Origin of the sequence: Vibrio palustris (assembly GCF_024346995.1) — a bacterium.
Taxonomy (GTDB): Bacteria; Pseudomonadota; Gammaproteobacteria; order Enterobacterales; family Vibrionaceae; genus Vibrio; species Vibrio palustris.
The window spans coordinates 524,714-537,245 of record NZ_AP024888.1 but is presented as its reverse complement, the minus strand read 5'-3'; the positions used below and the strand labels follow the sequence as shown (position 1 = coordinate 537,245).

The following is a 12,532-nucleotide window of genomic DNA, read 5'->3' as shown; positions in this document are numbered from 1 at the left end:
TGGAATTCCTATTATATTCTTCATATCAAAAACGCTGTCGGTACAATAAATAAATAAAAAATGGTGCACCTATTGCGGATACAAACACGCCCGCCGGAATATCCAGTGGCTGAAATAATAGCCGACCACCTATATCGGCCAACATGACTAAGCATGCACCAATTGCTGCCGTTAATGGCAGCAATACCGTGAAGTTTCTATCCACAAAACGCCTTGCAATATGTGGCGCGATTAACCCCACAAAACTGATCGCGCCCGCATAAGCGATCGCAGGCGCCGCCATAACAACGCTCAATATCAACATCGACACACGTGTCCATTGCAAAGGTACACCAAGTCCTACCGCAGTGTGATCACCTAATTCCAAAGCATTGATTCGCCTTGAAAAAAAAACAGATAAAGCAAAGCTCACTACAACCCATGGCAGTAAGCTTTGTACATCACGCCAATTGGCACCATAGACACTGCCCGTTAACCAAATATACGCGGTTAAACTGGTTGACTCCGAGCTGGTCGCGATTAATAACGTGACTACCGCCCCCATGACGGCCGACACACCGATCCCGACCAGAACTAATCGCATGGGCGTCACCCCATTGCGCCACGCCAATAGATAAATCAAAAGACTCGCGAGCAATGCTCCGGCAATAGCAAAAACAGGTAACCAAGCCAGTCCCAATAATGATTGAAAAAATGCGAGAAACCCGACCGCTGCCGCAGAAGCGCCGCTGGTAATACCAATAATATCAGGCGAAGCCAAAGGATTGCGGATCATCGATTGCAATACAAGTCCCGAACCACCTAAAGCGGCTCCCACCATGGCTGCTAGTAGCATCCTAGGTAAACGCAGTGTTTGAACCACAAAAGAATCGCGGTCATCAGGATAAGCCAGAGATGACGCAACTTGGCGGATACCAATATGCTGAGTACCAAACGACAAACTCAATCCCATCACAACAAGCGTAACGAGCACAGCCAACATCAGGACACCAACAAGGCGAGGCGTTAAACAAAACGAGCACCAACGGGTACGTATATTCCATTGTTTATGCAAAAAAGTACGCTTGATAGGCGGTTTATTCATGGGCACTCCCTTTACGGGCTAGATAGATAAATAAAGGAGCACCAAATAGTGCCGTCATCGCACCAATGGGGATTTCTTGTGGTGCTAATACTAGCCGACTTGCAATATCAGCCAGCAAGAGTATCACTGCTCCCCAGATTGCACTTAGTATTAATAACCACTTATGATTATTACCGACCAATGCTCTAACCATGTGCGGCACAATTAGCCCAATAAATCCGATGCTTCCGGCAATCGACACACAAGCGCCCGCCAGCGTAATAATCAATACGCTCAGCGCGACTTTTAACAGCGCGGTATTTTGACCAAGTCCGATGGCAATATCATCGCCCGATAACAAGATATTAATATGGGAAGAGAGACAAACAGCAACAAAAATAGCGACCACAATATAAGGAATCACTGGTAATACCGTGGTTAATTCTCGACCCGAGACTGAGCCTGCCACCCAAAATAACACACTGTCGATGCCTTCTTGTCCAATGACTAATAACCCTTGTGTAAACGACATGAACAACGCCGAAATAGCAGCACCAGCAAGAATCACCCGTACCGGAGACAAACCATCGCGCCCCATGCTTCCTAACCCATAGACCAGCATGCCGGCAACCGCAGCTCCAGCAAACGCTATCCAAATCGTATCACTGATAGAGCCGACACCAAAAAACTCGGTAAATAACACAATGAAAAAGACCGCGCCACCATTGACGCCAAACACCGCCGGCGATGCTAACGGGTTACGCGTCAATGATTGCATTAATACGCCAGCAACCGCTAAGCCAGAACCGACCGCGCACGCGACCACGCAGCGTGATAAACGCGTGGTGGTAAGAATAACGTGCTCAATGGAGTTAGAATCCGTTGACCACAGCCCCTTCCAGACATGTGTGAGAGGAATAGAGTATTGTCCAAACGCCAAACTGGCAAAACATGCAAAAATAAGCAATAACGTAGAAAACAGCACCAGTATGAGCGGGTGACGAACCTGAGGGATTGATAACATCATAAATACGTCAATTATTGGTGAGAGCTAGTCTTAGAAGACCGAAGCCGAGAAGGCTTAACCTGATAAAAATCAGCCAGTTCATCTAACATACGGTTAGCACCTAAGATCCCTCCGGAAAATAACCAATCCGTGCGATTGACTATTGAAACTTGATCATTCTTAGGAGCCGTCAGCATTTTCCACAGTGGATGGTGGGTCCATTGCTGATAATTTTGTTCCACCGCCGGGGTATCAGCATGCAAAATAACAAAAAACACATCTGCATTCACCGTTGGCAACGATTCTTTTGATTTGAGCTTGATACCCCACCCCGCGGCACTCGATACTTTAGGCAATTGAAAGCCAATCGACGTTAATACCGTTCCTGGGAAACTGTGATCCAGATACAAGCGCAGGTGATCTGCTCGCACATCGATGATAGACGCTGTCATCGGCCATTTGGGTAGTGTCTGCTTTAATTGTTGACGAAACTGTGTAACACGCTGCTGCCAACGTTGCCACACTTGCTTACCTTCTGCCACACGTCCTGTCGCTTGCGCAGTAAGTTGCAGGGTCTGTTTGAAGTCATACACATTGTCGGTATACACCGTCGGCGCGATTTTCGACAGCTGGGCATAAATTTTTTCATGGCGAACTTTTGTACCAATAATGAGATCGGGATGTAGCGCTGCAATTGCTTCTAAATTGGGCTGCGTTTCTAACCCGACGTGGGCGACACCTTTCAGTGCAGAGCGTAAATACTGGTAGGTGGGTTTTTCACTCCATGAATCAACCACACCGACAGGGCGAATCCCCAAGGCAACCGCTGAATCCGTTGCGCCTTGAAACAAGGTCACGATACGCGGCTTTTTTGCGGTTATTTGAGTCGTTCCCATGGCATGCATTACATTACGCGGTTGGGATAACTGTGGTGATGAGGGTTGAGCATAGAGTGAAAAACTCATCAGAAAGATGAGCAAAAACACACTCAAGACGAGTAATCGTATCGTGTGAAAGGAACAAACATCGCGAACACGCATCTATAAAGCCTCATACCTAAACTATTTATCGCTAGGCATGATATTGAGAATAACTCTCATGCGCAATTGTTTTTAAACAATGCGCCTCGGTTTGTGAGCCGACATCCATTTTGTATCACCATGATGCCGTTGATATATTCATCGCATTTATGATGATTGTTGCTTTCATTGCTAGTAGATGGGGTGTGCGGTTACGCTAAGTTAATCGACTAACTCAATGCCAAGCCCTTCTAACAGGCTAAGTGCTTCATAGCGAGAGAACTTGGCGTGTTTAATATTATTTTCTAGAACATCAATGAAATATTCGGTTGAATCGGTAAAATCAACGCCTTGCAAATTAGTCCTCATAAATAAGCTATGCCGACAATCGCAGTACGTGATCGTTGAATGAGCATAATCTCCTTCACGAAAATCCACATCGTGTAACTTACATTCATCAAAAACCAATTCATGCAGTGTTAAGCCAAAAAACGACGCATCGTTGAGAATACACCGTATAAAACGTAGCTCGAAGTCGAGATGATACATTGGCCAACGCGCTTTGGTCCAATCAATACCCATTAACTTACTGTCACAAAACTCAATCCCAGAGAGCGTCGAGTGTGAAAGATCCACCAAACTTAGGTTACAGCGCTCAAACGAACAGTTAATAAATTTGCAATGTGTAAACACCGTGTTGGAAAAATCACAATCGGTAAATTGACACTCTTCAAACGCGATATCACAGTATTGAGCTTGGGTAATAACCTTATTTTTTATATGAAGATCAAAATATTGATGATTATTTTCTAGGGTTGTCATTGTATGCCTTGCTCATATAACTCTAACGGTAATCCATCGGGATCCTTAAAAAAGGTATAACGTTTGCCTGTCAGTTCATCCACGCGAATATCTTCAACCTCAATGCCGTGACATTGTAACTCTGTAGCGGCGCTCTTTACGCACTGCACGGCAAAGGCCAAATGACGTAACCCCTGAGCTTCGGGGTTATTAACACGTTTGGGCGGGTTAGGAAAAGAAAACAATTCAATTTGACTGCCATCCGGCAGTGCCAAATCCAGTTTATAAGAATCTCGCTGTTCGCGATAGGTTTCTGCCATTACCGAAAGACCAAGCACGTCGGTATAAAAGGCTTTGGATGTTGGATAATCCGAGCAAATAATCGCGACATGGTGAATACTGTCTAACATCATTATCTTCTCCTTATAGACGTATAATTCAACTCACAACACCACTATGCGCAAAAAACCGTAGTTATTGTCATAATCATGCTTGTGAATGGCTTGCTTGTCGTGATTAGTAATTAATTACGATACTGTATATAAAAACAGTATCGTAATAGATATCAATAAATTTATGCAACTAGCTTTATATAGGTACCGTTTTTTGACCAAATTCTTGCGCTATACCACCGACCATCACACTGGTGATGACGCCGCTCTGCAACTCCACACTTGCCGTCAGTTGAGAGCAACAGTTCATGGCTCTACCTTGTTCAAACACAAAATGATGAGTGCGTGATTCGTGCAATTCTATACCCGTTTCAACCACATGGTATTTGGTTAAATAACTTGCAAGCGCGCCACTTGCACTCCCCGTTGCGGACTCTTCTGGAATGCCAAATAACGGAGCAAAGTTACGACAACTGGCCGTAATTTGACTGCCCTGACTATTAAGTTCAAATGCATGGATACCAACCACATTATGCTCTTGAGAAAATTGATAAAGTCGCTCTTGATCGATATTCAGCTGATCAAGTGATCCTGCGGGTACGGGCACTATGACATCGGCTAATCCCGTCGAGACCGCCTCAATCGGTAAGTGGGTCGTTGACAAGTACTCTGTTTCCATCCCCAACAACTCAGCGACCGCCGCGTAATCAAACGTTTGAATAAATTCAGGAAGCCGCTGATTCATTACAACATAACCATTTGGTTCAATACGAACGCCCAACACTCCTGCTTTGGTTTTTTGCGTATAGTCCCCAGCCTCTATTACGCCTTTTTGATACAAAAGAGAAAAAGTTGCTAACGTGGCGTGCCCACAAAAATCCACCTCACCGGTTGGTGTGAAAAACGACACGTTAAAATCAGCGTCCTCTCCTTGAGACACAAACGCCGTCTCCGAAAACCCGACAACTTGCGCCATGTGTAATTTTTGCGTATCGGTGAGCTCGTCCGCATGTAAAACAACGCCAGCCGGATTACCACCCGTGCCATTCGCCACAAAAGCGTTTACCAAACTAACATTCATTTGCTTTCTCATTTTATTATTCATTTTGCCTAAAGATTCGATTATTTACTTACTGACGGTTAGACCATTCTTGACAAGCCTCTGCCATTGTTTTACCCGTCGCGTCTTTCATCCATTGCATAAAATTACGGTCGAATTTGAATTGTTCACCGAACTTGGACTTAAAGTATCGGCGCACATTTTGCGTTGTTTTATAACTATCAGTGATAACGGTATCGTCATCAATATGATTTTTATGCCAATCAACTTGTTCCATTATACTGTCTCCCTTTTTATTCCGACACTGCTGTCACTAACGAACCGAAAAAGTTTAAAATTAAGATGATGATATTACCTACATACCACTTGTAACGATAAAATATCCGATAGTATTCCCCAATCAAATAAATAAGTGCTCTTCATTTTAGATTCCTTAACGTCAATGCCCCTAGCCTACCAACGCATTGACTCGGCGACGTTGCGCTGCATTATGTACTGCGGACCAGCTGGGCCGCCTCGATATAATTCTTCTAACGCCTCAAACCCACATTGTCGATAGCACTCGTAAGCCGCTTTGTTACGGCAATTCACCGTTAATTGCAGCATAGTAAAATTTGGATAATGAGTTACGACGTAGGACGGTAATAAGCGAATAGCTTGGTTGGCGATGCCTTGTCTTTGAAAACGCTGATCGATAAGTAGGGATCTGATTCCTAATACTTTTTCCTCGCTAAAACCATAAGTTTCTGTATATAACAAATCCAATAAGAAGAAGCCTACTACGCTACCGTTACGAATAATTAAATAAGGATGTTCATGAGGGAGTAACGCAGAAATAAACTCACCCACATTGCCTATCGTAAACGCGGTTTGTTCCGGCTTAACACACAGTAAATTAACCTCATCTTTCCTTTGATTTGTGTACTGTTCAATTGAAATCATTGCTTCATCTCTTTTTGTACATTCTCAACATCACCATTTAGGGATTAATAGTGTCTGAACGTATTATCCGCCGTATTTTTCTAAAAAATCAGGGTTATCATGTTCATACCATCAAATATTTATAATGAAATCGTGTTATTTAGGTGATAAATGTGATCACAATACTGTTTACCACCAATTTCATAAGCGTCGGGCACTATTTGTGTCAACGTAAAACCACTTTTCACTAATACCCGCTCTGAATTTACATTTCCCTCAGTAACCACGGCGCTGTAATGGTTAATTCCTAAATGCTGTTTTGAATACTCGAGCAATGCCATCAGTGATTCAGTCGCATAGCCGAAACCTTGATATTGAGGTAAAAACATAAACCCAACTTCCGCGATATTATCTTTAAGGCAGAACCCCGTAATCCCAACATACTCGCCTGTACATTGATGTGTAACAACCAGGCACAGCCAATCACTAGAAGTTGGGTCCCAAGGTTTTAAACGAGATTCAAATTTTGCATTAATTTCGGCAAGGGTGGGTTCATCAAAACACAGAGAGATAACAGTGGGATCTGTATGTAAGGTGTGAAACAATGACTGGTGGATTAATGATATTTTGCTCATTATCAGACGGTTAGAGATAAATTCCATGTATTAATTTCTCCTTGTAAGGTAATAGCCCATAATAGCGAATAAGCAAAGTACAATCACGGATTGGGAGCTTTTTGCACAGCAAACTTCGGTTTAAAATCGAGTACCGCTATTGTGTAGGGACTACTCGAGGTGATCCAGCTTTGCGGATGCCATAAATGGCAAGCGGGAATATCAATAGAAGAATACGCTTGACCACTTATTGAGATTTGTACACGCCAGCAACGCCCCTGAGACCCGCCAAATTGATCGATAATTTTTACCACATGAATAACCGTACCTATCGGATATTCTTTTACTTTGGTACCGAGGCAAACACTGTGTTGGCTGGCCGCGGCTAACATAAAATCACCCACCCACCCACCCACCCACAGTCACCTTTATAAAGCATACTCTCTTGAGTCAGCACATAATCTTGATTTACAAACCTTGTAAACCTCTCGTTTTGTGTAACGACACTAGAACAAGCCGACAACGTAACAAGTAACAATACAATAACGATTTTCATGCAGATACCTATTCGCATTAAAGCTTGTCAGGAAAAATCCAGATTAATACACCAACTACGAGCACTAATTATATCAAAAACCGCTCACCCCCCCACTCCAGAATTAAGGCTTTTATCGCGAATACATTGAATTAACCATCGTTTTAAAGTTAACGATTCACCTCTAAATGAGAATGTGTTTCATGTGCCCACTAAATGAAAACGTTTACAGAAATCATAAACATCCTTTATGTATTCCTTATCTTTATATTGTATTATTTTCGATTAAGTTACAGCACTACAGCGAAAATCAACACGATGCTATGTTTGATTCACAAACCTTGATTGAATACGTAACAGTATACTGATGTGCTATCTAACGGTTTTTCACACTGTTGTGATTTTCGTTTCTTAGTTAAGTCATTATAATTTCTTACCTAACAATCCAATAAAAACAATAAATTTAATAACTTATTTCTCTCTCTTATTGGCAATTTTTCATAACCGAATCAACATTAACTCCCGCCACCATACGCGTAGCATGAAAACACTCGCACATCATCGCCAAAAAACGCCAAATTAGAGACAATAATCACACAACTTAGCAATAAAGCGCTTATAACGGCAAAAATGCCAACTTCGTCATGAAAACGTTTCCATAGTTAATTACACTGCGCCGCGAGTTCGCACTCAAACCAATAACAATAAATTGATAAAATCAAATGGAGAAACTTCATGAAACAAAAGAAGCTTGCCAGTGTACTAGGCGCTGCCCTCGCGTTAGCACCGCTTATGAGTACTGCTGCTGTGGAGAACGTCACCTATTTTGGCTACGCTAAATGGGGCAATATTTATACCGATAACGACGACCATAACGACGGTAAAGGCGAGCGTAATGACGTCATTCGAGCGGGACAAGGCTATGGTAATTATCGTTTGGGCAACGAGCTGAACTGGTGGGAAGCAGGCGTCAAGGCCGATATATGGCAACAAAATAATGCCTACTTTGATACTACACTTTACATCGGTAGCGGTGAAAGCTGGGGCGATGTGAGCACAATACAAATGTGGTCTGCGGGGCATGGCATATTTGAAGGCCAAGATGAAGCCTCAGTGTGGGCTGGTGAGCGTTTTTACCGCCGCCATGAAGTTCATATGATCGATATTAAATACTGGGATACATCCAGCACCGGGATTGGTATTGAAAACTGGGATCTTGGCTTTGCTAAAGGGCATATTGCATGGATGGCGCCAGACTCTAGTGCTGATGGTCGTAGCCTGCATAACATTGATGCTCGTTTAAGTGACATCGAACTCAGTGACAGTGCAGATCTTACGGTTGGTTTGAACTACGTTTTTACTCAAAACTCTAGTTACGAGGAAAGTGATATAACCACCTCTGGTACGATGCTTTCTACACTTTATCGGCAGGCGTGGAAATACGGTTCAAACACTTTAGCTTTCCAATATGGTACCGACGCGCTTGCGGGTGGATTAATGAGTGCTGAAGGCGGCTCGAACCGCAAATACAGTACCGGTGTTGAGCACGATGGTGAGAGTTGGCGTATCTTCAACTCTGGCGATCTGAACGTGAGTGAAGATTTTCAGGTCATGTACTCCATCGCCTATCAAGACAATAACCTCGATAATCGAGAAGGTGAGAAGTGGTTTAGCGTTGGGGCTCGTCCTCAATATAGCTGGACCGAGTTCATCGCGACTGCCGTTGAAGTGGGCTATGAATCGGTAGAGGCACAAAATGGTGCGGGCACTAACGATATGTTCAAAGTCACCTTGGCGCAAATGTTCCAAGCCGGCAAAGGCGTCTGGGCTCGTCCGTCTATTCGTTTATTCGCGACGTATTCAGAGAAAACTGATGAATGGAACCGTGGTGGCGAAGTCTATGGTCATGCACAAGGTATGAGTACAGACAACGTTGACGAAGTGACTTTCGGCTTTAACGTTGAAACGTGGTGGTAAACTCACCCAGTCACACTTTTTGAAGACAATCGGGGGAGCGTTAGCTTCCCCACAAAGGATAATGCAGATGAAACGCTTTCCGCTTACAACACTGCTAATGACATTGCTTTTAACCGCATGCAGTGAATTACCCGATCAACCTTTAAATACCGACTTAAACCAAACGTCATGTTGCTCAACATTGTCAGCATTACCAGTTACCGCCCTATCGGTTCCATTCCACCAGCAAGTGGTGATGGATGCCGATTTACCCACGTTGAGCAGCACGGTGTTATATCCCTCAGAAACAGCACCTTCACAACCACTGCCCGTGATGAGTTACCATATTACATCCGATGCCCCTTTCTCATTACTAGTTCGTTCTTATGTCAATAACAGTGCTCTATTTGCAGCAAATGTTTTGATTTACGATCAATCTTGGCAGCTTATCTCCGATTATTCAGCCAAAGACTTTACTTATCATACAACCGGTATGCGTGGTTTAGAGCGTGTTGAACAAGTGATCACCATCAACCCACAACTTAAAGGAGCGAAGTATGTCATTATTACGGCTGACCCGGCCATACTAGACAAAGAACTGCCCCGTAAATCTCAAGAAAAAGTATATGCAGAATCACAACATGTGATCGGTAATAAGCAGCTTCCTCTTACCGCGACATTCCAACCTGTTGGTGTTGTCGATATTACGACCAGTACTTCGCATAGCAATGAAGTATTAACTCTATTAACCGAGTTAGGTGCCAAAAATCGCGAAGACGCACAGCCAACGTTAACGCACGCAGCCGCAGCACAAGCTAAAGATCAATGGGCGCTGTATCGTGAAAAAATCGATTCAGCACTAGAAAACCAAGACGTTAAGCAAGCTGCACATATCGCCAATCTTGCTGCGCAGCAAGGCTTTACTCAAGCGAAAGATTATCTGGTTGAACAATTAGCGAAGTAATGCACCACTAACCTACCGTGCTCTAATACTTGTCTCTCGATTAGCTGCACGGTATGGCTCGTGCTGTATATTTGACACTAAATCCACAAGCGTCCTTGTGGGTTTAGCTTGGCTGAAAGCGACGACGCCTCAAGTAAGCTTTCGTAACCACTCGCAATTCCGCTCTTTATGTATCGATATCGTCAATCAAATCGAGTAAGTTTGCATAGCGGTAATCCGCCATCTTAAACTTAGCGTGTTTATGTTGTGGTGAGACTAAATACGTCGTCATATCCGCTGTTTTGGCGGCTGTTAGCCCCGTTAAGCTGTCCTCTATCACCACGCATTCGTGAACAGGCAATTGCAAACGATAAGCCGCGGTGAGGTACACATCCGGCGCAGGCTTACCTTTTTGTTCATCTTCAGCGCTGCACACCACACTAAATTTATCATGCAACTTTAAACGATCGAATACAGCTTTTATCACTAAGTGATGGGAAGAGGTTGCCAAGGCAATCTTCATTTCTTGCTTGGTAAAATAGTCTAACGCTTGCTTAACCCCTGTCATTGCTTTACCAGTGGTGACAATACGATCACATAAGATCCCTAGAATTCGCTCAGCGAGAACGTTGACCGAGACAGGTAGCGTATACGTCTTAAGCCACGTTTGTGCTATATCGTCCAAGCGCTTACCCATGGTCAATTCTTCACAGTCGTGACGTGTGATGTGCACATTAAAACTCTTAAGGGTATCGATTTGTGCCTCTTGCCATAAAGGCTCTGAATCGATGAGCACACCATCCATATCAAAAATAACCGCTTTTTGTTTCATATTTACCTCAAGTAAACAAGGTATGATGCGTTATCCTCAGTCATACCTTGGCGTCATTTATGTAGTGCTAATTTCGTCTACGTTAGCAGGGATGGTCTCAAAACCTGGCTGCTGAACTTTAATGAAATACGTAATAAGAAAAGCGATAAGATACAAAGCAGTATAAGCAACCACTACACCTATCGTGCCAAAATAAGGCAGTAATAACACCGCGATAGCAGGTGCCACGAAATTTGATAATCCAGCCGACAAGTTATAGACAGATATCGCAGCCCCTTTATGATTGGGTTCAAGTGTGGTCAGCATTGCGGTAATCGGAACAAACGCCGCGACAAAGATACCTAATGCAATAGCCGGAATTAAAGCCATATAGAAGTTATGTCCAAAGTGTTGAGGAATATAGTAAAACGCTAAAGTAGACAGCGCCATTCCTATACATCCAAACCAGCGTACAACTTTCATCCAGCCTATTTTTTCACCCATTATCCCCCAAAATACATTAGAAAAAATCGTCGTGGCAAAAAAGACCGTCCACACTTGTAGCCATTCCGATGTAGTAAATCCTAAATCATCAACAAACATCATTGGCATGATGACCGCGAAACCAAACAGCGACAACGTATTCACAATGCGAACTATGCAAGAGTAAAGAACATTTTTATTGGTATACAGTAAGGTAACGGCGCGACTTAGTTCCTTTAATTTCTGCGAAGTGGTCAAAGTATGCATATGTGTTGGTGTATTGACCCTGCGTAACGCCACCCATGCGATTAAGCCCCCGGCTCCACAAAAAACTAAAGATAACCATAAGGTGCCCAACTCACCAACCCAAGGAATGGTCAAACTTGGAATGTAACTTCCTGCAACACCAATACCAATCGAATAAACAGTCCAGAACCAACCCAACGCCGAACTAACGCCATCACTACGCACGTTATAAACAATCACCACGATAAATGAATACAGGAATAACGGATAAGCAAGGCCCCGAATACCATAAAACACTAACATTAATGCATAGTTAGATTGCGTTAGCCCAAAAGTTAGGAATAGCACATGAAAAACACACCAAAGAATAAATCCAATTTTCATGGTTTTCTGCGGCGTTATGATTTCCGCAACCACACCGGATACCCAGGCGGATAATGCCGCGGCTAATCCATAAAGCGTAAAGGCGAACGAAGACTGAGCCGGCGTAAAACCAAGTTCGGTAATGTAATGGGATAAAAACGCTAATTCAAAGCCATCTCCCGTCATAAAAACGGCGATTGCAATGTATCCCCATAGTAAATTGAGTGGCAGTCCAAGCCATTCTTTTTTTGTATTGTCCATAGTTATCTCTTTTCGTAGGGTAGAGGTTTGCGCACTTATTTATAAAGCACTATCGATG

14 protein-coding genes are annotated in these 12,532 nt (G+C 43.4%); 2 read left to right on the top strand and 12 right to left on the bottom strand.

Features of this window, described 5'->3' with window-relative positions; translation table 11 throughout:
- Positions 1–25: 25 nt before the first annotated feature.
- The 10 genes from OCU30_RS14780 to OCU30_RS14735 all read right to left on the bottom strand — a co-directional run bounded on the left by OCU30_RS14780 (position 26) and on the right by OCU30_RS14735 (position 7,268).
- Positions 26–1,084, bottom strand: a complete 1,059-nt coding sequence (locus OCU30_RS14780) for a FecCD family ABC transporter permease (RefSeq protein WP_077314295.1) — start codon at positions 1,082–1,084, stop codon at positions 26–28.
- The gene (locus OCU30_RS14775) at positions 1,077–2,090 is read right to left on the bottom strand and encodes a FecCD family ABC transporter permease (RefSeq protein WP_205408797.1); all 1,014 of its coding nucleotides are present in this window, start codon (positions 2,088–2,090) and stop codon (positions 1,077–1,079) included. The genes OCU30_RS14780 and OCU30_RS14775 overlap by 8 nt, the downstream gene beginning before the upstream one ends.
- Before the next feature lie 11 nt (positions 2,091–2,101).
- Positions 2,102–3,109, bottom strand: coding sequence for an ABC transporter substrate-binding protein (locus OCU30_RS14770; protein ID WP_077314296.1), 1,008 nt, complete (start codon positions 3,107–3,109; stop codon positions 2,102–2,104).
- Positions 3,110–3,310: 201 nt separating this feature from the next.
- Positions 3,311–3,910 (bottom strand): pentapeptide repeat-containing protein, encoded by a 600-nt coding sequence (locus tag OCU30_RS14765; protein WP_077314297.1) that lies wholly within the window; start codon positions 3,908–3,910, stop codon positions 3,311–3,313.
- The gene (gloA2, locus tag OCU30_RS14760; RefSeq protein WP_077315074.1) at positions 3,907–4,299 is read right to left on the bottom strand and encodes an SMU1112c/YaeR family gloxylase I-like metalloprotein; all 393 of its coding nucleotides are present in this window, start codon (positions 4,297–4,299) and stop codon (positions 3,907–3,909) included. Before gloA2 ends, OCU30_RS14765 begins: the two co-directional genes overlap by 4 nt.
- Before the next feature lie 178 nt (positions 4,300–4,477).
- Positions 4,478–5,362 (bottom strand): PhzF family phenazine biosynthesis protein, encoded by an 885-nt coding sequence (locus OCU30_RS14755; protein ID WP_235861852.1) that lies wholly within the window; start codon positions 5,360–5,362, stop codon positions 4,478–4,480.
- Positions 5,363–5,411: 49 nt separating this feature from the next.
- On the bottom strand, positions 5,412–5,618 hold the full coding sequence (locus tag OCU30_RS14750; protein WP_077314299.1) for a DUF6434 domain-containing protein: 207 nt from the start codon (positions 5,616–5,618) through the stop codon (positions 5,412–5,414).
- Positions 5,619–5,794: 176 nt separating this feature from the next.
- Positions 5,795–6,283, bottom strand: a complete 489-nt coding sequence (locus tag OCU30_RS14745; RefSeq protein WP_077314300.1) for a GNAT family N-acetyltransferase — start codon at positions 6,281–6,283, stop codon at positions 5,795–5,797.
- A gap of 119 nt (positions 6,284–6,402) precedes the next feature.
- A complete protein-coding gene (locus OCU30_RS14740; RefSeq protein ID WP_077314301.1) occupies positions 6,403–6,924 on the bottom strand; it encodes a GNAT family N-acetyltransferase in 522 nt (173 codons plus the stop codon).
- Positions 6,925–6,980: 56 nt separating this feature from the next.
- Entirely contained in the window at positions 6,981–7,268 is a 288-nt protein-coding gene (locus tag OCU30_RS14735; RefSeq protein WP_139343482.1) for a hypothetical protein, read from the bottom strand.
- 878 nt (positions 7,269–8,146) lie between these two features.
- On the opposite strand from OCU30_RS14735, the gene OCU30_RS14730 reads away from it, so the two are divergent.
- Positions 8,147–9,388: a carbohydrate porin gene (locus tag OCU30_RS14730; RefSeq protein ID WP_077314303.1), complete on the top strand. Its 1,242-nt coding sequence runs from the start codon at positions 8,147–8,149 to the stop codon at positions 9,386–9,388.
- A 67-nt stretch (positions 9,389–9,455) separates the two neighbouring features.
- Positions 9,456–10,331: a MalM family protein gene (locus tag OCU30_RS14725; RefSeq protein ID WP_077314304.1), complete on the top strand. Its 876-nt coding sequence runs from the start codon at positions 9,456–9,458 to the stop codon at positions 10,329–10,331.
- A gap of 166 nt (positions 10,332–10,497) precedes the next feature.
- Here the strand turns inward: OCU30_RS14725 and OCU30_RS14720 are convergent, their stop codons facing one another.
- Positions 10,498–11,142: an HAD family hydrolase gene (locus OCU30_RS14720; RefSeq protein WP_077314305.1), complete on the bottom strand. Its 645-nt coding sequence runs from the start codon at positions 11,140–11,142 to the stop codon at positions 10,498–10,500.
- Positions 11,143–11,199: 57 nt separating this feature from the next.
- Positions 11,200–12,474 (bottom strand): MFS transporter, encoded by a 1,275-nt coding sequence (locus OCU30_RS14715; protein WP_077314306.1) that lies wholly within the window; start codon positions 12,472–12,474, stop codon positions 11,200–11,202.
- Positions 12,475–12,532 lie beyond the last annotated feature (58 nt).

What these genes read in the sequence shown, in the direction of transcription:
- OCU30_RS14780 (WP_077314295.1), bottom strand. Translation starts at nt 1,084, where the DNA reads ATGAATAAACCGCCTATCAAGCGTACTTTTTTGCATAAACAATGGAAT.
- OCU30_RS14775 (WP_205408797.1), bottom strand. Translation starts at nt 2,090, where the DNA reads ATGATGTTATCAATCCCTCAGGTTCGTCACCCGCTCATACTGGTGCTG.
- OCU30_RS14770 (WP_077314296.1), bottom strand. Translation starts at nt 3,109, where the DNA reads ATGCGTGTTCGCGATGTTTGTTCCTTTCACACGATACGATTACTCGTC.
- OCU30_RS14765 (WP_077314297.1), bottom strand. Translation starts at nt 3,910, where the DNA reads ATGACAACCCTAGAAAATAATCATCAATATTTTGATCTTCATATAAAA.
- gloA2 (WP_077315074.1), bottom strand. Translation starts at nt 4,299, where the DNA reads ATGTTAGACAGTATTCACCATGTCGCGATTATTTGCTCGGATTATCCA.
- OCU30_RS14755 (WP_235861852.1), bottom strand. Translation starts at nt 5,362, where the DNA reads ATGAATGTTAGTTTGGTAAACGCTTTTGTGGCGAATGGCACGGGTGGT.
- OCU30_RS14750 (WP_077314299.1), bottom strand. Translation starts at nt 5,618, where the DNA reads ATGGAACAAGTTGATTGGCATAAAAATCATATTGATGACGATACCGTT.
- OCU30_RS14745 (WP_077314300.1), bottom strand. Translation starts at nt 6,283, where the DNA reads ATGATTTCAATTGAACAGTACACAAATCAAAGGAAAGATGAGGTTAAT.
- OCU30_RS14740 (WP_077314301.1), bottom strand. Translation starts at nt 6,924, where the DNA reads ATGGAATTTATCTCTAACCGTCTGATAATGAGCAAAATATCATTAATC.
- OCU30_RS14735 (WP_139343482.1), bottom strand. Translation starts at nt 7,268, where the DNA reads ATGTTAGCCGCGGCCAGCCAACACAGTGTTTGCCTCGGTACCAAAGTA.
- OCU30_RS14730 (WP_077314303.1), top strand. Translation starts at nt 8,147, where the DNA reads ATGAAACAAAAGAAGCTTGCCAGTGTACTAGGCGCTGCCCTCGCGTTA.
- OCU30_RS14725 (WP_077314304.1), top strand. Translation starts at nt 9,456, where the DNA reads ATGAAACGCTTTCCGCTTACAACACTGCTAATGACATTGCTTTTAACC.
- OCU30_RS14720 (WP_077314305.1), bottom strand. Translation starts at nt 11,142, where the DNA reads ATGAAACAAAAAGCGGTTATTTTTGATATGGATGGTGTGCTCATCGAT.
- OCU30_RS14715 (WP_077314306.1), bottom strand. Translation starts at nt 12,474, where the DNA reads ATGGACAATACAAAAAAAGAATGGCTTGGACTGCCACTCAATTTACTA.